This window comes from Polaromonas sp., assembly GCF_031411155.1.
Classification (GTDB): domain Bacteria; phylum Pseudomonadota; class Gammaproteobacteria; order Burkholderiales; family Burkholderiaceae_C; genus Polaromonas.
In genome coordinates this window covers 1-20,541 of record NZ_JANOAL010000108.1, presented here as the reverse complement: position 1 = coordinate 20,541, position 20,541 = coordinate 1, and the positions used below count along the sequence as shown (strand labels likewise).

Below are 20,541 nucleotides of genomic sequence, written 5' to 3'. Positions count from 1 at the left end.
TCATCCTTGGTAGGGGTGGGTTTGCTTCCAGTGGCGAGCAATATCGATGCGGCGGCAGACCCAGACGCGGTCATGCTTTTGCACATGGTCCAGAAAGCGTTGCAGCGCCACGATGCGGCCGGGCCGGCCCAGCAGGCGGCAGTGCATGCCTATGCTCAGCATCTTGGGCGACTCGGCGCCCTCGGCATACAGCGCGTCGAAGCTGTCGCGCAGATAGGTAAAGAAATCGTCACTTTGCGAAAACCCCTGCGGCAGGGCAAAGCGCATGTCGTTGGTGTCCAGCGTGTAGGGCACGACCAGCTGCGGCACTACCTCGCCGTCGGTTTTTTTGACCTTCATCCAGAACGGCAGGTCGTCGCCGTAGTAGTCGCTGTCGTACTCGAAGCCGCCGTAGTCGGCCACCAGCCGGCGGGTGTTGACGCTGTCGCGGCCGGTGTACCAGCCCAGCGCCCGTTCCCCGGTGAGCTTTTCGATGATGTCCATGCCGACGCGCATGTGCTCGCGCTCGGAGGCTTCGTCCACAGCCTGGTAGCTGATCCAGCGCCAGCCGTGGCAGGCGATTTCATGGCCCAGCGCCTTGAAGGCCGCCGTCACGTCGGGGTGGCGCTGCAACGCCATGCCGACGCCAAACACCGTGAGCGGCAGGCCGCGCTTTTCAAACTCGCGCAGCAAACGCCACACGCCCACGCGCGAGCCGTATTCGTAGATGCCTTCCATGCTCAGGTGGCGCTCCGCAAAGCTGGGCGGGTTGAACATTTCCGACAGAAACTGCTCGGAGCCGGCGTCGCCATGCAGCACCGCGTTTTCGCCGCCTTCTTCGTAGTTGAGGACAAACTGCAGCGCGATGCGCGCCTTGCCCGGCCACTGGGCGTGCGGCGGGTTGCGGCCGTAGCCGATCAGATCTCGGGGGTAGGACGCTGTGGAATCGTAAGTGGTCATGACAAGGCCATGGAAATATCGTTGGTGGGTACCTTGCGGTCAAAGGCAAGGCTTTCTTCGACGTGCATCAAGTGCTCGGTCATCAGGCGAACGGCCAGCGTTTCGTCCCTGGCGGCCAGCGCCTTGACGATTTCGGCGTGCTCGTCGTTGGAGTGTTCGGCCGCGCTGGCGGTCTGGTACATCAGCGTGATCAGGGCGCAGCGCGAGATCAGCTCGCCCAGCAGCTGAGCCAGCACTTCGTTGCCCATGAGTTCGGCCATGCGCACATGAAAGTCGCCCAGCAGTTCGGTGCGCCCCGGCACGTCCTCGCGCTCCACCGCCGTTTTTTCCTGGGCCACATGGTCTCTGAGGGCCTTGATCTTGGCCGGCGTGACGTCACGCACAAAGGCGCGGGCCATTTCGGCTTCCAGCATGCGGCGCACCGCAAACACCTGCCGCGCTTCGATCACCGAAGGCGCCGCAACAAAGGCCCCGCGCGCCGGCTCCAGCCGGATCAGGCGGTTTTGTGAGAGCTGAAACAGGGCCTGGCGCACCAGCGTGCGCGACACGCCGAAGTGATCGGCCAGTTTTTGCTCGGCCAGCTTGGTGCCCGGATGCAGCCTGTGCTCGACGATGGCCTTGGTCAGGGCCTCGACGATGGCATGGGTGGTAGATGATTCCATGAAGTTATCATAGCCCTAATTCCAAAAACTGTATACACTTTTGGTAAACCACTTTTTTGCAATAGTCATCCACCTTAAAGGAATGCCATGGGATTGAGCACACATGTTCTGGACACCATGCACGGCACCCCGGCCGCCGGCATGAAAGTCACGCTGTACACCACGCAGGGCGAGCAGGCCACGCGGGTCAGAAGTTTTGTCCTCAATGAGGATGGCCGTAATCCGGATGGCCTGCTGTATGACAGCGCAAGCCTGCAGACGGGCACTTACCGGCTGGTCTTTGACGTGGCCGGCTACTTCAAGGCCAGGGGCGTGGCCCTGCCGGAGCCGTCTTTTTTGAACCAGGTGACGCTGGACTTTGGCGTGGCCGACACCCGCCAGCATTACCATGTGCCGCTGCTGGTCAGCCCCTGGAGCTACTCGACTTACCGCGGTAGCTGAACGCCGACTCGGGTCGCAAGAGCCCGTCATCCGTGCGTCATGGGGTGGTGTGACAATCCGGGGGTCATCAACTTTTGGCCCTCCCCATGAATGCAAAGTCAACCGGCACCCTGAGCCGCCGCCACGCCATGCTGCTGTCCGCTGGCGCGGTCGCCAGTTTTGTGGCGCCTGCGGCCATGGCGCAGTCTGCGCCGGCAAGCTACCCGGAACGGGCGGTGAAAATCGTCGTGCCGTTTGCCCCCGGCGCCGGTACCGATGCGATGGCGCGCCTGGTGGCGCAAAAGCTCGGTGAAGTCATGAACGCCACCTTTGTGGTGGACAACAAGGCCGGCGCCTCGGGCGCCATTGGCACGCAGTTTGTGGCGCAGGCGCCAGGCGATGGCTACACCCTGCTATTGGCGGCTTCGCCGTTCACCACGGTGGCGGCCTCCTTGCCCAGCGCCAACTACGACCCGCTGCGCCAGTTTGCGCCGGTCGGCATGATCGCCACCGGCCCGCTGGTCTGGGCTGCCAACAGCCAGCTACCCGTCAGCAACATGAAGGAACTGGTCAAGCTGGCCCGGCAAAAGCCCGGCGCACTCAATTACGGCTCGGCCGGCGCGGGCGGCGTCAACCACCTGGTGCTGGAACTGCTGAAGGCGCGCACCGGCACCTTCATCACGCACATTCCGTACCGCGGTGTGGCTCCCGCCACCATGGACATGATTGGCGGGCAAATCCAGCTCGTCACCGGCACCATTCCGGCGCTGCTGCCGTTCATCAAGAACGGCAGCATCAAGCCGCTGGCGGTGACCAGCGCCAAACGTTCCAGCGCCTTGCCCGATGTGCCGAGCATGACGGAGGCCGGCCTGCCCGGCATTGATGTGGTGAACTACTTTGCGCTGATGGCGCCGGCGGGCACGCCCCCGGCCATCATCACGGCGCTGAACAGCGCCCTCAACAAGGTCGTGGCCCTGCCCGAGGTGCTGGCGCGTTTCAAGGCCGATGCGGTGGAGGCGGCGCCCGGCTCACCGGCGCTGCTGGGCCACTTTATCGAGGCCGACTACCGGGCCTGGCGCAACGTCGTCAAAACGCAGAACCTCAAGATAGAGTGAGTAAAGGGGGACTCTCCCCACCAGCAGGGGCCGCGGAACCGGCTCCGCCGGGCCGCAGGCGCAGCGGCCCCCTCGGGGGGCAGGGAGCTACACGAAGTGAGCGACCGTGGGGGCCTAGTCTTGCCCTTCAGTCAGCGTATCGAGCTGAAACTGCCCGCTTTTGTGCCACAGCCAGGTGTCGGTGTAAACCACTTTTCCGAGGCGGGAAGGCGCCGGAAACGGTGAGGCTTGCCGGATGGTGCGCTCGATTTCCGCGATCACCTCCGGCGCGTGGCGTGGCGCCCGCATCCAGTCGAGGCGGGTGACCCGGCCGACCCGGTCTATTTCGACATTGAGCACGCCCACGGCGTACAGCAGCGGCGGCATTTTTCCCTTGTAAATGCGTTCGGCATTGAGGCCGTAAATATGGCTGGCGCCGTCCTGGCGGTAGGCGCGGGGTGAGCTGGCGCCCGAATTGCGGGCCGAGCCTTTGGCGCCCGTCACGGGCCCAACGACCTCAGGCGCCTGGCTGGCGGAGGGCGGCGATACGGGTGCGCTTTTGCAGGCGCTCACGATCGCGGCGGCGGCCGATGACATCAGGGTCAGCAGCCAGAAGCGTCGGGGCATGGGGTCGGGCATGTTATGTCTCCTTTTTGGGGCTGTTCTGACGCGTGGGGTGTCTTTGGAATGCGCGTCCGAACTCCCTTGCTTTAATGTTAAGGTGGCATCGAGGCGGAACTTATTCTGCCCATTATTTCATCCACCTACGCCAGCAATACGTCACCAATGGTATTTAGCAACACCAGCCACTTTACCGAGACCTTTCTACGCCAGCTTTCGCGCGAGCCTGCGGTACTGGTACGGGTGGACACCACCCAGGGTTCCGCGCCGCGAGAGGCCGGCACCTGGATGGGAGTTTTTGCGGATTCGCTGGTCGGCACCATTGGCGGCGGGCATCTCGAATACGAGGCGATTGCCCGCGCGCGCGCGCTGCTGCAAGAAACGGGCGAGGCGCAGGGCGGGCCCGCTCCGGTTCGTTTTGCCCTGGGCCCGGCGCTGGGCCAATGCTGCGGCGGCGTGGTGTACCTCGGTTTTGAGCGCGTCGGCGCCGGGGATGTGCCCGACTTATCGCAACGGCTGGCCGTCAATGAGGCGAGGGCCTTGCAACCGCTGGCCCTGTTCGGCGGGGGCCATGTGGGTCACGCGTTGGTGCAGGTGCTCGTCCGGCTGCCGTTTACCCTGACCTGGATTGACAGCCGCGACGGCATCTTTCCAGACGAAGTGCCGGCCCGCGTGGTGTGCGAGCATTCCGATCCGGTGCAGGCCGCCGTACAGGGCCTGGCGCCGCAGTCGCGGGTGCTGATCATGAGCTTTAGCCATGCCGAAGACCTGGACGTGGTGGCGGCCTGCCTCAAGCGCCAGCGCGAGCGCGCTGACCTGCCCTACATCGGCCTGATTGGCAGCAAAACCAAGTGGGCCACCTTCCGGCACCGGCTCGAAGCGCGCGGTTTTGCTGCCGATGAACTGGCGCAGGTGACCTGCCCCATCGGGGTGCCCGGCATTCTCGGCAAGGAGCCCGAGGTGATTGCGGTGGCGGTGGCGGCCCAATTGCTGCAACTCAACGGCAAGGGTAAACCCGAGTATTAAATAGCTTTGCAGTTGACAAAAACTGTATACACTTTGTCCTGCATGCCGCAGCGGCGCCGGGTCTTCTCAAGGCCTTCGGTTCGCGGCACATTCTGCTTACAGCGCCCGCGGTGGTGAGCAGGCCCCACAAGGACAAGCATGGAAAGCTACCTTCTCGACTGGGCCAATCTGCTGTTGCGCTGGGTTCACGTCATCACCGCCATCGCCTGGGTTGGCTCCTCGTTTTACTTCGTCTTTCTCGACAGCAGCCTGACGCCGCCGGTCGATGACGACCTTAAAAAGCAGGGCGTCAGCGGCGAGCTCTGGGCCGTGCACGGCGGCGGGTTTTACCACCCCGTCAAGTTCGCGGTCAAGCCGCCGCAGATGCCGGCCCACCTGCACTGGTTTTACTGGGAGAGCTACAGCACCTGGCTGTCGGGCTTTGCCCTGTTTACCGTCTCCTACCTCTGGAGCGCCGGCACCTACCTGATCGACAAGTCCCTGATGAACTGGTCGCCTGGCGCCGCCATTGGCGTGGCGCTGTCGTTTCTGGTGGTGTTCTGGATTTTGTACGACGCGATCTGCCAGCTGCTGGGCCAGCGCAAAAACGGCGATGCCATGGTCGGTGCGCTGGTCGCCGTGCTGGTGTGCGTGGCCTCGTGGCTGGCCTGCCACTGGTTTGCCGGGCGCGCGGCCTTTTTGCTGGTGGGCGCCATGATGGCCACCGCCATGAGCGCCAATGTGTTTTTCTGGATCATTCCGGGCCAGCGCAAGGTGGTGGCCGCCATCAAGGCCGGCCAGCCGGTGGAAGCGATTCATGGCCAGCGCGGCAAGCAGCGCAGCGTGCACAACACCTATTTCACGCTGCCGGTGCTGTTTGCCATGCTCAGCAACCACTACAGCTTTACCTGGAGCCATCCGCAAAACTGGCTGGTGCTGATTCTGATGATGCTGGCCGGCGCCGCCATTCGCCAGTTCTTCGTGCTGCGCCATGGCTACAAGCTGGGCCGCAACCGGCATCCGCTGGCCTATGCGCTGGTCGGCGTGACGGTCATTGTCGGCGCGATCTACGGGCTGAAACCCATTGCTACTGAATCGATAGCAGCAACCGCACGTCCTTCGGGGGCTACAGCCAAGAATGACTACCAAACGGTGCAAAAGGTGCTGGAACAGCGCTGCTACCTGTGCCACGGCGAGCAGGTGCAGATGAAAAACGTGCGCCTCGATTCACCGGCGCTGGTCAAGCAGCATGCGCAGTCGGTGTACCAGCAGGTCGTGGTGACCAAAATCATGCCCATGAACAACGCCACCGGCATCACCGAGGCCGAGCGCCAGCAGATCAAGCAGTGGTTTGAGGCCGGCGCCAAAGTCCAGTAGTAGCGTAGCGAGCACTGCATGGCCCCGCGCCGTGCGAGGTGCGCTTACCCGTCAGCCACCAGGCCCGCGGCGCGGGTCGAAGTCTTTTCAAAGTGGCTGGCCACAAAATCGACAAAGGCCCTGACGCGCCCTGACAGCTGATGCCGCTGCGGGTAGACCGCATGAATATCGGCGGGCGGCGTGCGGTAGTTTTCCAGCAGCTGCAGCAGCCGGCCGCTGCGCAGGTATTTGGCAATGTCCCATTCGGCGCGCATCAGAATGCCGTGCCCGTCCAGCGCCCAGTTCACGGCAATTTCCCCGTCATTGGTGCTCAGGTTGCCGCGCACCTTGATGCTCTCGGTGCGTTTGCCCAAGCTCAGGCGCCACACGCCGTAAGCCTCGTCGCCTTGCCGTATGCCGATGCAGTTGTGCTGCGTCAGGTCGTGCGGAACCAGCGGCGTGCCGTGTTGGGCCAGGTAGGCGGGCGAGGCGCACAGCAGGCGGTGATTGGGGGCGATCTTGCGGGCGATGACACGCGCGTCGGGAGGCTCGCCAAAACGGATGCAGACATCAAAGGCGTCCTCGCTCAGCGGGGGCGGATTGACCGTGAGCTGCAGCTGAACCTGCACCTCGGGGTAGCGCCTGGCAAATTGAGAGATCAGCGGCGCGATGTTGCTGCGGCCAAAACCCAGCGTGGCGTTGACGCGAAGCAGGCCCTTGGGCGCTGCCAACGAGCTGGAGACCAGCTGCTCCATGTCGTCAATGTCGGCCAGAATGCGCCGCGCATGCGCCAGGTAGACCTCGCCCTCGGGCGTGAGACTGATGCGGCGCGTGGTCCGGTTCAGCAGCTGCACGCCCAGGCGGGCTTCCATTTGCGCCAGGCGTTTGCTGATGGCTGGCGTGGTGACATCGAGCTCGCGCGCCGTGGCCGAGAAGCTGCCGTAGCGGGCCAGCAGGCTGAAGAAAGCCATCTCGGACGGGGCGGAAGAGGGTGTGGACATGGGGTAAATATTGTTAATTCAAAGTAAACAATGATGTAACTTTATGACCTTCTAATGGATATTGCAAGCGGTAAAGTTCAGGCCTTACTTACTTTCATTTCACAGGAGACAACCCATGAAGACCTACAAAATAGCCTGCATCCCGGGCGACGGCATTGGCAAGGAAGTGGTGCCTGCGGGCCAGACGGTGCTGGAAGCACTGGCCGCTGCCAGCAGCAGCTTTAAATTTGATTTCGAGAATTTCGGCTGGGGCGGCGACTGGTTCCGCGCCCATGGCGAGATGATGCCGCAAGACGGCCTGGACGCGCTGCGCAACAAGGACGCGATCCTGTTCGGCTCGGCCGGTGACCCGCATATTCCCGACCACATCACCTTGTGGGGCCTGCGCCTCAAAATCTGCCAGGGCTTTGACCAGTACGCCAATGTGCGCCCGACCCGCATCCTGCCCGGCATCGACGGGCCGCTCAAGCGCTGCACGCCGGAGCAACTCGACTGGGTCATCGTGCGCGAGAATTCCGAAGGCGAATACTCCGGTGTTGGTGGCCGTGTCCACCAGGGCCACCCGATCGAGGCAGCCACCGACCTGTCGATGATGACGCGCGCCGGTGTCGAGCGCATCATGCGCTACGCCTTCAAGCTCGCCCAGTCACGCCCCCGCAAGCTGCTGACCGTCGTCACCAAATCCAATGCTCAGCGCCATGCGATGGTGATGTGGGACGAAATCGCGGTGCAGATCTCGAAAGAGTTTCCTGACGTGACCTGGGACAAGGAGCTGGTCGACGCCGCGACCGCACGCATGGTCAACCGTCCCGCCACGCTCGACACTTTGGTGGCCACCAACCTGCACGCCGACATCCTGAGCGACCTGGCCGCCGCGCTGGCCGGCAGCCTGGGTATCGCGCCCACCGGCAACATCGATCCCGAGCGCCGCTATCCGTCGATGTTTGAGCCGATTCACGGTTCGGCCTTTGACATCATGGGCAAGGGCTTGGCCAACCCGGTGGGCACGTTCTGGAGCTGCGTGATGTTGCTGGAGCATCTGGGCGAAGCGGCAGCGGCCAAAACCCTGATGGCCGTTATCGAACAAGTCACTGCTGACCCTTCACTCCACACCGGCGACCTCGGTGGCAAGGCCACGACTGACCAGGTGACGCAAGCGGTGTGCGCGCGCATCGCGGGCGTAGCGCAGCGCAAGGCAGCCTGAGCGTCGCACCGCTTCAAAGCGGCCGCGAGCCACTGCGGGTGGGCACCCCTGCCCGCCTTTTATTCACGAGCAGCCACCAAGAGCTGCCGTGTGGCCAGCCACACAAAAAAACAGGAGACAGACATGATTCGCCGTTTTTTCGGAAAGCTTTACGTCCAGGTGCTGATCGGCGTTACTGCCGGCGTTACCCTGGGTGTGTTCGCCCCCCAGCTTGGGAGTGACCTCAAGCCGCTGGGCGACGTCTTCATCAAGCTGATCAAGATGGTGTTTGCGCCCATCATCTTCGCCACGGTGGTGTTGGGTATCGCGCGCATGGAAAACATGAAGGAGCTCGGGCGCGTTGGCGTGCGGGCCCTCATTTACTTTGAGTTGCTTTCGACTTTTGCGCTGGCACTGGGCCTCGTGGTGGTGAACGTGGTCAAGCCCGGTCAGGGCATGAACATTGATGCGACCCAGCTCGATGCCTCGGCCATCGCGAACTACACGGCGTCCGCTGCCAAGCCAACGACTTTTGTGGACTTCTTGTTGAATCTGGTGCCCACCAGCATTGTCGACGCCCTTGCGAAGAACGACATTCTGCAGATTCTGGTGTTTGCGACGTTCTTCGGCATTGCCCTGTCACATGTCGGCCCGCGCGCCAAGCCGGTGGTGGACGTACTGGATTCCTTTACGCACGGCATCTTCTCCGTCGTCGGAATGATCATGCGTCTGGCGCCGATAGCGGCCTTTGGCGCGATGGCCTTCACGGTGGGCAAGTACGGTCTCGGCTCGGTCGTGTCGCTTGGCAAGCTGATGGGCACGATGTACGTGACCTGCTTTCTGTTCGTGGCCATCGTGCTGGGAGCCATTGCCAGGCTTTCCGGCTTTAGCCTCTGGAAGTTTCTGAAATACATCAAGGATGAGATTTTCACGGTGCTGGGCACCAGCTCATCCGAATCAGTCGTGCCGCAACTCATGCGCAAGCTGGAGAACGCGGGCGTCTCCAAGCCGGTGGTCGGTTTGGTGGTTCCGGCAGGCCTGACCTTCAACCCTGATGGTCAGTGCATCTACTACACGATGGCCGCCATCTTCATCGCCCAGGCGACCAATACACCGCTGACGCTGACTGACCAGCTGGTCGTGCTGGGCGTGTTGTTGCTGACCTCGAAGGGATCGGCAGGCGTCACCGGCTCGGGTTTCATCACGCTGGCGGCCACACTGGCCTCCATGGGCAAGATTCCCGTCGCTGGCATGGTGCTGCTGCTGGGGGTTGACCGATTTATGTCGGAGGCCCGTGCGATTACCAACACCATCGGCAACGCCGTCGGGACGGTGGCCATTGCCCGCTGGGTGGGCGCCGTCGACACCGTGCGGCTGAGGGAAGTGCTTGACGGCAAGACTGATCCGGAAGATCTCGACCAACTGTACGAGGATGTGCAGGCGGTGGAGACGGTGAAAGATTTGAACCACTTAGAACCCCGGTTAAGCCGGTAATACCAGGAGACCATGAGATGCGCCGTTACCGCAACGCCAAAATCGTCGCTACGCTGGGCCCCACCAGCAGCGACCGTGCCGCCATCGAAGCCCTGTTCGAGGCCGGTGCCGACGTGTTCCGGCTGAATTTCAGCCATGGAACGCATGAAGACCATCAGCTGAGACTCAATACCATCCGGGCCATTGAGCGCGAGCGCGGACGACCGATCGGCGTGCTGCTGGATCTGCAGGGTCCCAAGTTGCGTGTTGGCACTTTTGCCAATGGCCCGGTCCAGCTCGCCGAAGGTGACAGCTTTCGCCTCGACCTGGACAGCAAGGTGCCGGGTGATGCCAGGCGCGCATCGCTGCCGCACCCCGAGATTTTTGCCGCACTGACCGATGGGACCGACCTGCTGCTCGATGATGGGCGTATCCGCCTGCGCGTGGAACGCCACGGCAAAGACTTCGCCGAGACGCGCGTTGTCAATGGCGGGCTGCTGTCAGACCGCAAGGGTGTCAACGTGCCGGACGTTGTGCTACCCCTGTCCGCGCTGACGGAAAAAGACCGCAGGGATCTGGACTTCGGGCTCACACTGGGCGTCGATTGGATCGCTTTGTCGTTCGTGCAGCGGCCGCAGGATATTGTTGAAGTCAAAGCCATCGTTAAGGGGCGCGCGGCGATCATCGCCAAACTTGAGAAGCCAGCCGCGATCCAGAGCTTGGATGCCATCGTCGAGGAGGCCGATGCTGTGATGGTGGCCCGTGGCGACCTCGGTGTCGAGATGCCGGCCGAACAGGTGCCCTCGCTGCAAAAGCTCATCGTGCGGGCTTGCCGCAAGGCGGGCAAGCCGGTCATTGTTGCTACGCAGATGCTCGAATCGATGGTGACGGCACCCGTGCCAACGCGGGCCGAGGCCTCGGACGTTGCCACCGCGATCTACGATGGAGCTGACGCCGTCATGCTGTCCGCTGAGTCTGCCTCCGGCAAGTACCCGGTCGAAGCGGTGCGGATGATGGACAGCATCATCACGCGGACCGAGGCCGACCCGCACTACCACGAGGCTATCCAGGCATCGCACACCGCGCCACGCCCGGATGCGGCCGATGCCATTGGCTTTGCGATGCGTCACGTCGCGCGCCTGCTCAATGTGCCGGCCACCGTGGCCTACACCAGTTCGGGCTATTCGGCACTGCGCATGGCACGCGAGCGGCCCCGGGTGCCCATTCTCGGCATGACGCCGCGTGTGGCCACCGCCCGCCGTCTGGCGCTGGTGTGGGGCGTGCACTCGGTGCTGTGCCATGAGGTCATGGACGTGCCGGAGATGACTGAAATTGCCAACCAGACGGTGCTCAAGGAAGGCTTCGGCGAGGTCGGGCAGTCCATCGTGATTTCCGCGGGTTTGCCGTTCAATGAGCCTGGCACCACCAATCTGCTGCGCATCTCCCAACTCCAGTGAACCCCATTAATCCGAACAGGAGCAACCTATGACCACCATCAAGCATGTGCAAGGCTATGAGATTCTGGACTCGCGTGGTAATCCCACCGTCGCGGCGGAGGTCATTCTGACCAATGGGACGCGCGGTTTTGCGGCGGCCCCGTCCGGGGCCTCCACCGGATCGCGCGAGGCGCTCGAATTGCGTGATGGCGACGCCCGGCGTTATTTCGGCAAAGGGGTGCTCAAAGCGGTGGCCCATGTCAATGGGGAAATACGGCAGTCCCTGTTGGGTGCCGATGCCCGCGATCAGGCGGCCATCGATCAGCGCATGATCGAACTGGACGGCACCGCGTCGAAATCGCGGCTGGGAGCCAATGCGATCCTTGCCGTATCGCTGGCCAGTGCCAAGGCGGCTGCCGCGTCCGGCGGGCTGCCACTGTACCGGCATATTGCAGGCGGTGGACCGATTCGTTTGCCACTGCCGATGATGAACATCGTTAACGGCGGCGCGCATGCCGACAACAGCGTGGACCTGCAGGAGTTCATGATTCTGCCGGTGGGGGCACCGAATTTCTCGGAAGCGCTGCGCTGGGGCGTCGAGGTGTTTCACACCCTCAAGAGTGTGCTCAAGGGCAAAGGCCTTTCCACTGCCGTGGGTGATGAAGGCGGGTTTGCGCCCGACCTTGCGTCCAACGAGGAGGCGCTGGAGACCATCATGCTGGCCATCCAGCAGGCCGGTTTCAAGCCGGGAAGGGACATCGCTCTCGGATTGGACGTGGCCAGTTCGGAGTTTTACAAGAACGGCCGCTACGAACTCGCGTCGGAGGGCAAGCACTATGACTCGGCTGCCTTTGTGGATTACCTGGCCCGCTGGGTCGATCAGTACCCGATCGTGACAATTGAAGACGGCATGGCCGAAGACGACTGGGAGGGTTGGAAGCTGCTGACCCAGCGCCTGGGGAAGCAGGTGCAGATCGTGGGTGACGACTTGTTTGTGACCAATACCGCGATCTTGCAGCAGGGTATTGACCGGGGTGTGGCGAACGCCATCCTGATCAAGCTCAACCAGATCGGCACCCTGACCGAGACGCTGGCCGCGATCACGCTGGCGAGTCGTGCGGGCTACAGCGCTGTGGTGTCGCATCGTTCCGGCGAGACAGAGGACACCACCATCGCCGATCTCAGCGTATGCACGGCGGCCACCCAGATCAAGACGGGTTCGCTGTGCCGTTCGGATCGCGTTGCCAAATACAACAGACTGCTGCTGATCGAGTCGGAACTGGGGGTGGATGCCATCTATGCAGGCCGTACTGCGCTCACTGCCTCTGGTGCATCCGTCATAGATCCGGGGCGCTAACGGATTTTGAAGCCAGTTGGAGAGTGCGATTGTTAATTTCAGGTTAACAGTGGTTTCACTTCACCTGTATTTCAGCGGTTTAACCAGCGCCTACAGTTCGACCGCTACTGTTATTTTTATTACTCAGGAGACACTCATGCGCAAATCCATCCTTCGTCCTTCATTCCTACCTTCCATCACCGCACTGGTGTTGAGCGTGGCGGGAACCAGCGCCATGGCGCAAGCTACCACGACCGGATCAGGACAGACCTGGCCGAGCAAACCGATCAGCCTGATCGTGCCGTTCCCTGCAGGAGGAACGACGGATGTGCTGGCGCGCGCAGTGGGATTGGAATTGTCCAAAGCGGTTGGACAGCCCGTGATCGTCGAGAACAAACCCGGCGCCGGTGCCACGCTGGGCGCCGATTACGTCACCAAGGCCAAGCCGGATGGCCACACACTGCTGATGGGCGCGGTGCACCACACCATCGCCACCAGCGTGTACCGCAAGCTGCCCTATGACTTTCAGAAGGATCTGGCACCCATCAGCACCGTGGCGCTGGTGCCCAATGTGCTGGTCGTCAACCCGAATGTGCCGGCCAAAAACGTTAAAGAGCTGCTGGCCCTGGCCAAGGCCGAGCCTGGCAAACTGACCTATGGCTCCAACGGCAACGGCACTGGCCAGCATCTCATCGGCGCGCAGTTTGAGGGCATGGCCGGCGTGCAGATACTGCATGTGCCTTACAAGGGCAGCGGTCCGTTAACCGTTGACCTGCTGGGCGGGCAGATCACGATGTCCTTTGACACCATCACGCCCGTGTTGCCGCAAATCAAGTCCGGCAAGCTCAGGGCGCTGGCAGTGACCACCATCAAACGCTCTCCGGCCTTGCCCGATGTGCCCACGCTGGATGAGGCTGGCCTCAAGGGGTTTGACCTTGGCACCTGGTTCGGCATCCTGGCACCGGCCGCTACGCCCAAGGAAATCGTGACCCGGCTGAACACCGAACTGGTGAAAATCATCAACTCGGCGGAGTTTCGCAAGAAAATGGCGGACATCGGCGCCGAGCCGATCGGCAATACGTCCGAGCAGATGGCGCGGCAGATCAAGGACGATACAGAGCGCTTTGCCAAGCTGGTCAAGGATGCCAAGGTCAGTATTGAGTGACCGCGGCCCCCACGTTTGCTGACTACGTGTAGCTTTCTGCCCCCTCCCCAGGGGGCGTCGCTTGTCCGGGACGGCCCTTCGCGGCGCGGAGCCCCCTGCGCTTTTCACCTGTCAGGCATGGTTACCGGCGGGTTACGGCGGCACAATAAAGGCCCTGACGGGGCAGCGGGTGATGTTTGACGCCGCTGCTCGGTATACAGCCCTTCAACTCATTGCCAAAGACCACCGAATGACCGCACCCAACCCCGCCTCGCAGCCGCGCCAGTTTCTGGAGCATCTCTACCACGCGGCCGTGCAACGCGCGCTTCCCCTGCACAACACGGCCGCGTACCTGCCTCAACCGCCCAAGGGAAGAACCATCGTTCTGGGCGCCGGCAAGGCCGGCGGCTCGATGGCGCAGGCGGTAGAGGCCCTCTGGCCCGCTGACGCGCCGCTGGAGGGGCTGGTCGTCACGCGTTACCACCATATTCCACCGCGGCCTGCCGGTTTGAAGCAGCGCATAGAACTGGTCGAGGCGGCGCACCCGGTGCCGGATGCGGCGGGCCTGGCGGCTGCGCAGCGCATTCTGGCCATGACGCAGGGCCTGACTGAAAACGACCTGGTGCTGTGTCTGATCTCCGGTGGTGGCTCGTCTCTTTTGACCTTGCCGGCCGATGGCCTCACACTGGAAGACAAGCAGCGCATCAACAAAGATCTGTTGAACAGCGGCGCCAATATTGCCGAAATGAATTGCGTGCGCAAGCACCTCTCGCGCATCAAGGGAGGCCGCCTGGCTGCTGCCTGCGCGCCGGCGCGCGTGGTCACGCTCACCATCAGCGATGTGCCGGGCGACGACCCTTCGATCATTGCCAGCGGCCCGACCGTGCCTGACGCGACAACTTGCGCCGAGGCGCTGGCCATTCTTAAACGCTACGGCATTGAAGTGCCTGCCGCCTTGCTGGCGCAGCTGGAAAGCGGTGCGCTGGAAACGCCCAAGCCCGGCGACCCGGCCTTCAGCGGCCATGAGGTGCACCTGATTGCCACGCCGCAGCAAAGCCTGGAGGCGGCGGCCGCGGCGGCCGAAGCGGCGGGCCTGGCAGCCTACATCCTCAGCGACGAAATCGAGGGCGAGTCGCGCGAGGTCGGCAAGGTGCATGCGGCGCTGGCCCGCGCCGTGGCCCTCAAGGGCCAGCCGTTTCAAAAACCCTGCGTCATCCTGAGCGGCGGCGAAACCACGGTCACCATCAAAAAGCAGCCCGAGGGCACCGCCAGGGGCAGGGGCGGCCGGGCCGGTGAGTTCTGCATGGGGCTGGCGCTGGCGCTGCAGGGCCAGCCTGGCGTGTATGCGCTGGCCGCCGACACCGACGGCATTGACGGGGTGGAAGACAACGCCGGCGCCTATGTCGCGCCCGACACCCTGCAGCGCGCGCTGGCACAGGGCATGAAGATCGACCCGTACCTTGACCGCAACGACGCCTATGGCTTCTTCGATCCGCTCGGTGATCTGGTCGTCACCGGGCCCACGCACACCAATGTCAATGACTTCCGGGCGCTGCTGGTGCTCTAAAAAACGGTTTCAGGGTGTTTTAGGCCTGTAGCCCAGTCGCAACGCGCGCATTCAGCTATTAAATTAATAGCAACTTGCAGAGCAAGGCCCGCCGCGAAATGGCTCGCAGGCTAGGGCACCCGGGCCAAAGCCTGATCCAGCCGCCCCTTGAAATCGCAATCCGGGTACAGGGTCAGCATCATCTCAAACCCTTCGCCCAGTCGCCGCCGCCAACCTGGCCCCCGGGCATTCACGTCCACCCACAGTTGCGCGATATCGATGGCGTCATGCAGCAGCAGATAGTCCATCAAGGCGGCTGCCTGCGCCAAATCCTTGCGCGCCTTGGTTCGCTGGCCTTGGGGGCGTTCGCCATAAACCAGCAGCTTGTGCAGTGCATAGCGCTGCGGACGCGGGATGTTGACGACGATGGGGCCGCTGCGCGCAAGCAGCGTGCTTCGCACCGGGTCTTGCAAAGACAGTTCCATGAAGCGCAGGGGTTGCATCGTCAGATTCAGACGCGGAACAGTCACGGGTTCGTCGCCGCCCCGGCCTCGTGACGTTAAAAAATCCAGATCAAAGTCGGGTTCATCGGTCTTTTTGAATGACGTGCGCTTCTGGTTGGGCACAAAGCCCATCTGCAGCGATTCAATGGTTTCACGAGTGTCGAGTTTCAGGTTTTCGGGCAGCGCCAGCGAAACGTTGCGTCCGGCATGGGCAAAGTCCAGGTCCAGCGTCGCTGCGCCCGCGCTCCAGCGTACGCCCAAGATGTTCTGGTAAGCCAAAAACGCATGCGTGCCGACGAGAATCCCGCCGGCAGAAAACAGGCCCGCATCTGCAAGACGCTCAATCACGCGCGCATGTTTGGGGGGAATGTCGGCGCAACCCAATTCCACGGCGGCTCTGCCCAGACGTACCAACTGCTGCCGCGCGAGCTTTGCCGCCGGGTCGGCATGGCGTTGGATCAGGGCCCGGGTTGCGTCATCGTCCGGTCCCACATACGACTGGCGCAGTTCGCCATCGGGCGTTTTCACCTGGTAGTACCAGTAGGCGCGGCCAGAAACCACCTTCTTGGCAAACCCCCCCGGCAAGTCAGCAACGCTGCGCTTCAGGTCTGCCTGGCGAGCCGCGTCGTCCAACCCGGCAAAAGCGGTCTGTGCTGCGACTGAATACTCCTGGTAAAGCGTCATTTATACTACCTTTAAATTTTTAGTAGTATAGTTTAATTCGTGCATGAGCGCGGCGAAAAGATCGACCCGTATCTGGACCGCAGCGCCGCCTACGGCTACTTCGACTCGCCGGGCGATCTGGTGGTCACGGAGCCGACGCATACCAATGGCAATGACTTCTAGGTGCAATTGATCTTGCAGGGTACCGCCGCCGCCAGCCAACGGCTTGAGCAGGTCTGAGCACCGGGTGCTGCTTTGTTAAAACACGCAACGATGTGGTTCTGGCTGCATGGGCCGCTTTGGCACGGCTTCAGCCGGCCGGCGCTTGCTGCCGCCCCCGAACTGACGTTGCGCAGGGTGAAGAATGGCTGGTCGTTGCCGGTAACCCTGGCCGGGTCAAGTCCCACCGTGAGGCGCTCGAATTCCGTGTGGTGGCTGGTTGGCGTTGGCTTCGTCAACCTCAGTGACGGCCCCATGGGCGGCAGATATCTTGCCCTCGACCTGCGGCGGCCTACTTGCTAAAATTTAAGGTGGCCGCACGCCTGAGCGCCGGGCGGGCCGTCGCCGATCCACTGGCACTGAAGGAGTAGTCATGGCTTTGCGCATCAACGACACCGCTCCGGACTTCACCGCCGAGACCACGATCCCCTTTCACAACTGGATAGAGGACAGCTGGGCGATCCTGTTCGTCAGGCCGCCGACATGATCTTCGAGCAGATCGCCTCCGGAGGTTGCCAGTCCTACCTGCTGGGCTGCGCCGACACTTGCGCCGGGGCGCTGATCGATCCCGAGGTCAGCCAGATCGACCGCTACCTGGCGCTGGCGTCGCGCGACGCGCTGCGCATCCGGTTCGTGATCGACACGCACACGCATGCCGACCACTTTTCGGCCGCGCGCCAGATTGCCGACCGTCTGGGCGCGATGACGGTGATGCACCTTGCGAGCCCGGCGCCCGGCGTGGACATGCGTGTCGACGACGGCGAGTCGCTTGTGCTCGGCAGGCTGCGGCTGCAGGTGCTGCACACACCGGGCCACACCGCGGACTCGATGTGCCTGGTCGGCGAAGACCGGGTCTTCACCGGTGACACGCTGCTGATCGGTGCCACCGGGCGGACCGATCTGCCCACGGGCGACCCCGAGGCGTTGTACGACAGCCTGTTCGGGCGCCTTCTCAAGCTCGACCCGGCGCTGCAGGTTTACCCGGCCCACGATTACAAGGGCCGCAGCCACTCGACGATCGGCGAGGAGATCGCCGCCAATCCGCGTCTGCAGCAGCGGGACCGGGCGGCGTTCGTCCGGATGATGAAGAGTCTCGACCTGTCGATGCCCATCCACCTGACGGAGGCCCTGCGCACCAACATGAGCGGTGGCAAGACCGTGGCGCAGATGCTGGCCGAGGCTGCCGCTTGCGTGCCGTTCATGTCCATGGCCGAGTTGCGGGCTCGTGTGGAAGCGGCCCCGGCCGGTCTGATCGTGCTCGATGTGCGCGAACGTGACGCCTATGAGGGTGGGCACATTCCCGGCGCGCGGCTGCTGCCGCGCGGCCAACTGGAACTGCGCGTCAACCACGAGCTGCCGGACCCGACGGCCCGCATCGTCACCTGCTGCGATTTCGGCCGCATCTCGACGCTGGCCGCCGCAACATTGCGTACCATGGGCTTTCAGCGCGTGGTTGCGCTTGATGGCGGTATGAAGAGCTGGATCGAGGCCGGCTACCCCGTGCGCGCGGGGCCGGCAGCCTGACTGCGTGCGAGTGGATACAGGCGGCGGTCCCGAGTCACCGACGCGCCTCGCGTGCAGCGCAGCGGCCGCCACTCGCTTCCGATTGAGGAAGAAGCCGAAGCGCCAATGACTGGCCGCTGGCCCGGGCCCGTCCCGGTCAGGACGCTACGGGCGCGGCTTCTGCGACCTGCTGGTCAGCACCAGCGCAATGCCACCCAGGATCGCCGCGGAGGCAGCAGCCAGGCGCGGTGTGATCGCTTCCGACAGGAACAGCACGCCACCCAATGCGGCGATCAGTGGCACCGACAGCTGCACGGTGGCGGCTCGCAGGGCGGAAAGCCTGCTCAGCGCGGCATACCAGATGACATAGCCGATGCCGGAGGTGAGGGCGCCGGAGGCAATGGCCAGCGCGGCCCCGGCCGCATCGGCGTGAGCGTTGGCGGCGAAAAGCAGGCTCAGCCCGAGGGCGAGCGGCGCCGCCCGCGCGAAGTTGCCCGCCGTGGCGGCCAGCGGGTCGGCCACCCCGCGACCGCGCAGCGAGTACACGCCCCACGCCACGCCGGCGATCGCCATCAACGCAGCGCCCAGGGGCGGCGGCGCGGCCACGCCCGGCGACACGAGGTAGACGAATCCCGCAACGGCCAGGGCGAGACCGAACCAGGCGATGGGTTCGAAGCTTTCGCCTGAACGCAGGCCGACGCTGAACATCGTCAACTGAACCGCGCCGAACAGTATCAACGCGCCCGTCCCCGCGGGCAGGCTGAGATAGGCGAAGGAAAAGAACGCGACATAGGCAAACAGCATGACCGCAGCGAGCCAGTCGGCATGGCCGGGCGGGGACTGTTTCGGCCTGAACCGCACGATGACGGCGAGCGTGATCGCCCCGGACACCAGCCTGATGCTGGCGAAGCTGGCCGGATCGATGCCCCTTTGCTGCAAGGCGAGCCGGCACAACAGCGAATTGGCCGCGAAGGCGAGCATCGCCGCCGCGGTGAGGACGACCGTCCGCAGGGTGAGCCGGCCAGCGCGCTCTTCAGGCATGGGTCGCCACCAGGACGACGGCCCAGGACAGCAGCGCGACACCGAGCGGCGTGCTGAGACGCTGGCCCCAGCGAAGGTTCTTTTCGATTGCCATCACGGCTGCCAGCAGGAGCATCCAGCCGAGGCTGCCGGTTCCAAGCGCGAACATCAACAGCATCAGCGCCCAGCAGCAGCCGACGCAGAACAGGCCGTGGTGCACGCCCAGCGCGAACGCGTGCCGCGCCTGCGCCTGCCCGCGCCAGTGCTCGATCACGAAGCTCAAGGGCGTGCGGCACTTTTCCAGGCACCGGTACTTGAGCCTGCTGAACTGGAAGGCGCCGGCCACGGCAATGGTCACGGCGCCGATCAGCCAGCCATGCCAGGCCAATGCAGGTGCGCTGGCGAGCAAGATCAGCACCGCACCGTGAAGTGCATGCGCCAGCAGCCCGAAGGCGCCCCACACCGTCATGTAGCCCAGGCCGAGCAGCATCAGGAGGCGCCCATGGTCCGGGCGCTGGGCCGTTAACCGGTCGAAGGCGTTGAACAGCGGCAAGGTGGTCGGCAGCATCATGGCCGCCGTCATGAGGATCCACGCGGCGGCGTAGAGCACCATGGGCACGACCACATCGCCGGCCGGAACGACACGGCACAGAAACGCCGCCGGACCGGACGCGGTCCAGTCACCGTGCTCGAGATAGCGTCCGTAGGGGCTGCGCGCCCAGGCCCACAACGTCACCCAAGCGAGCGCAACCAGCGCACCCAGGACCGGCAGGAACACGCGACGGTGACGGGCGGCGCTGGTTAGCGCTGGGCCTGCCGTCGGGTTCATTGGGAAACCTTCGCGCTGCGCGCTGCGGTATTCGCCTTGGGAGCGGCCCGGCGGCTCATGCGTCGAAGACGAAGGTGCTCTGCAGGGCGTTGTGGTTCTTGATGTCGAGGTCAATGCCGAGGGCGGCGTTTTTGGATCGATAGGTTGGGGCCTTGCCAACAAACACTGGCGCCCCCGGCACTGTCGAGAACACGGTGTCGGAGAGCGTGGTCAGCCCGCCCATCGCACCACGGTAGGGCTCGAGTTCGGCGAAGTAGTTCTTGCCGATCTCGAGCTGGCCCTTGCCCTCCTCGACGGTGAAGCGGATCGGCGCCCGCTCCACCGACACCACCTCGCCAATCAGCTTGGCGAGGTCGGCGACCGGCCCGCCCGCCTTTCCGGTGTAGACCTTGAGCAGTGCTGCTTCCTGGGCCTTGGAGGCCTTGTCGTCGACGAAGATGGCGGCCCTCCAGTTGCCTTGCAGGATATTGCCCGGGACATGGGCGACGGCCGCGATGGTGTTGCCGCCCACGTCGACGCCATCGACGGTGCCCTTGTCGATGCGCCAGGCGATGATGGTGTCGCAAGTGCCGTTGTCGGGGTCTTCGC

At 63.7% G+C, this 20,541-nt stretch carries 20 protein-coding genes and 1 pseudogene; 13 read left to right on the top strand and 8 right to left on the bottom strand.

From position 1 onward, the window contains the following. Both puuE and RMO23_RS07505 read right to left on the bottom strand, forming a co-directional pair. On the bottom strand, positions 1 to 939 hold the full coding sequence (puuE, locus tag RMO23_RS07510) for an allantoinase PuuE (protein ID WP_309680054.1): 939 nt from the start codon (positions 937 to 939) through the stop codon (positions 1 to 3). After that, on the bottom strand, positions 936 to 1,601 hold the full coding sequence (locus RMO23_RS07505) for a GntR family transcriptional regulator (protein WP_309680053.1): 666 nt from the start codon (positions 1,599 to 1,601) through the stop codon (positions 936 to 938). Before RMO23_RS07505 ends, puuE begins: the two co-directional genes overlap by 4 nt. Positions 1,602 to 1,688: 87 nt before the next feature. On the opposite strand from RMO23_RS07505, the gene uraH reads away from it, so the two are divergent. Both uraH and RMO23_RS07495 read left to right on the top strand, forming a co-directional pair. Continuing rightward, positions 1,689 to 2,042, top strand: coding sequence for a hydroxyisourate hydrolase (uraH, locus tag RMO23_RS07500; protein WP_309680051.1), 354 nt, complete (start codon positions 1,689 to 1,691; stop codon positions 2,040 to 2,042). Positions 2,043 to 2,128: 86 nt separating this feature from the next. After that, complete coding sequence (locus RMO23_RS07495; RefSeq protein WP_309680049.1) at positions 2,129 to 3,136, top strand: tripartite tricarboxylate transporter substrate binding protein; 1,008 nt, start codon at positions 2,129 to 2,131, stop codon at positions 3,134 to 3,136. A gap of 114 nt (positions 3,137 to 3,250) precedes the next feature. On the opposite strand, the gene RMO23_RS07490 is transcribed toward RMO23_RS07495, so the two are convergent. Then, the gene (locus RMO23_RS07490; RefSeq protein WP_309680047.1) at positions 3,251 to 3,754 is read right to left on the bottom strand and encodes a hypothetical protein; all 504 of its coding nucleotides are present in this window, start codon (positions 3,752 to 3,754) and stop codon (positions 3,251 to 3,253) included. 147 nt (positions 3,755 to 3,901) lie between these two features. Here RMO23_RS07490 and xdhC point away from each other — a divergent pair, with 147 nt between their 5' ends. After that, positions 3,902 to 4,762 carry a xanthine dehydrogenase accessory protein XdhC gene (gene xdhC / locus RMO23_RS07485; RefSeq protein ID WP_309680045.1) on the top strand — a complete coding sequence of 287 codons (861 nt, stop codon included), beginning with the start codon at positions 3,902 to 3,904 and terminating at the stop codon, positions 4,760 to 4,762. A 138-nt stretch (positions 4,763 to 4,900) separates the two neighbouring features. After that, positions 4,901 to 6,118 carry a urate hydroxylase PuuD gene (locus RMO23_RS07480; RefSeq protein WP_309680043.1) on the top strand — a complete coding sequence of 406 codons (1,218 nt, stop codon included), beginning with the start codon at positions 4,901 to 4,903 and terminating at the stop codon, positions 6,116 to 6,118. A gap of 44 nt (positions 6,119 to 6,162) precedes the next feature. Here RMO23_RS07480 and RMO23_RS07475 read toward each other — a convergent pair whose 3' ends face one another. Further along, positions 6,163 to 7,098, bottom strand: a complete 936-nt coding sequence (locus RMO23_RS07475) for a LysR substrate-binding domain-containing protein (RefSeq protein WP_309680042.1) — start codon at positions 7,096 to 7,098, stop codon at positions 6,163 to 6,165. A 115-nt stretch (positions 7,099 to 7,213) separates the two neighbouring features. Here RMO23_RS07475 and RMO23_RS07470 point away from each other — a divergent pair, with 115 nt between their 5' ends. The 6 genes from RMO23_RS07470 to RMO23_RS07445 all read left to right on the top strand — a co-directional run bounded on the left by RMO23_RS07470 (position 7,214) and on the right by RMO23_RS07445 (position 15,237). After that, positions 7,214 to 8,302: a tartrate dehydrogenase gene (locus tag RMO23_RS07470; protein ID WP_309680040.1), complete on the top strand. Its 1,089-nt coding sequence runs from the start codon at positions 7,214 to 7,216 to the stop codon at positions 8,300 to 8,302. A gap of 123 nt (positions 8,303 to 8,425) precedes the next feature. Further along, positions 8,426 to 9,775: a dicarboxylate/amino acid:cation symporter gene (locus RMO23_RS07465; protein WP_309680038.1), complete on the top strand. Its 1,350-nt coding sequence runs from the start codon at positions 8,426 to 8,428 to the stop codon at positions 9,773 to 9,775. A gap of 17 nt (positions 9,776 to 9,792) precedes the next feature. Then, positions 9,793 to 11,211, top strand: a complete 1,419-nt coding sequence (pyk, locus tag RMO23_RS07460; RefSeq protein ID WP_309680036.1) for a pyruvate kinase — start codon at positions 9,793 to 9,795, stop codon at positions 11,209 to 11,211. A gap of 28 nt (positions 11,212 to 11,239) precedes the next feature. Beyond that, positions 11,240 to 12,547 (top strand): phosphopyruvate hydratase, encoded by a 1,308-nt coding sequence (gene eno / locus RMO23_RS07455; RefSeq protein WP_309680034.1) that lies wholly within the window; start codon positions 11,240 to 11,242, stop codon positions 12,545 to 12,547. A 214-nt stretch (positions 12,548 to 12,761) separates the two neighbouring features. Continuing rightward, on the top strand, positions 12,762 to 13,691 hold the full coding sequence (locus RMO23_RS07450) for a tripartite tricarboxylate transporter substrate binding protein (RefSeq protein WP_309680082.1): 930 nt from the start codon (positions 12,762 to 12,764) through the stop codon (positions 13,689 to 13,691). 229 nt (positions 13,692 to 13,920) lie between these two features. After that, positions 13,921 to 15,237, top strand: a complete 1,317-nt coding sequence (locus tag RMO23_RS07445) for a glycerate kinase (RefSeq protein WP_309680032.1) — start codon at positions 13,921 to 13,923, stop codon at positions 15,235 to 15,237. A 110-nt stretch (positions 15,238 to 15,347) separates the two neighbouring features. Here the strand turns inward: RMO23_RS07445 and RMO23_RS07440 are convergent, their stop codons facing one another. Further along, on the bottom strand, positions 15,348 to 16,403 hold the full coding sequence (locus RMO23_RS07440; RefSeq protein WP_309680030.1) for a nucleotidyltransferase domain-containing protein: 1,056 nt from the start codon (positions 16,401 to 16,403) through the stop codon (positions 15,348 to 15,350). 39 nt (positions 16,404 to 16,442) lie between these two features. On the opposite strand from RMO23_RS07440, the gene RMO23_RS07435 reads away from it, so the two are divergent. The 3 genes and pseudogenes from RMO23_RS07435 (at position 16,443) to RMO23_RS07425 (ending at position 18,125) form a co-directional block, all read left to right on the top strand. Continuing rightward, a complete protein-coding gene (locus tag RMO23_RS07435) occupies positions 16,443 to 16,565 on the top strand; it encodes a hypothetical protein (protein WP_309680027.1) in 123 nt (40 codons plus the stop codon). Positions 16,566 to 16,974: 409 nt separating this feature from the next. Further along, positions 16,975 to 17,079 (top strand): annotated as a pseudogene (locus RMO23_RS07430) (peroxiredoxin); the annotation flags it as partial. Positions 17,080 to 17,084: 5 nt separating this feature from the next. After that, positions 17,085 to 18,125 (top strand): MBL fold metallo-hydrolase, encoded by a 1,041-nt coding sequence (locus RMO23_RS07425; RefSeq protein ID WP_309680025.1) that lies wholly within the window; start codon positions 17,085 to 17,087, stop codon positions 18,123 to 18,125. 144 nt (positions 18,126 to 18,269) lie between these two features. Here RMO23_RS07425 and RMO23_RS07420 read toward each other — a convergent pair whose 3' ends face one another. The 3 genes from RMO23_RS07420 to RMO23_RS07410 form a co-directional block, all read right to left on the bottom strand. Then, the gene (locus tag RMO23_RS07420) at positions 18,270 to 19,145 is read right to left on the bottom strand and encodes a DMT family transporter (protein ID WP_309680022.1); all 876 of its coding nucleotides are present in this window, start codon (positions 19,143 to 19,145) and stop codon (positions 18,270 to 18,272) included. Then, positions 19,138 to 19,953 (bottom strand): DUF2182 domain-containing protein, encoded by an 816-nt coding sequence (locus RMO23_RS07415; RefSeq protein ID WP_309680020.1) that lies wholly within the window; start codon positions 19,951 to 19,953, stop codon positions 19,138 to 19,140. The genes RMO23_RS07420 and RMO23_RS07415 overlap by 8 nt, the downstream gene beginning before the upstream one ends. A 55-nt stretch (positions 19,954 to 20,008) precedes the next feature. Continuing rightward, the coding region (locus RMO23_RS07410) for a DUF1326 domain-containing protein (RefSeq protein ID WP_309680018.1) at positions 20,009 to 20,541 on the bottom strand (533 nt) is incomplete at its 5' end.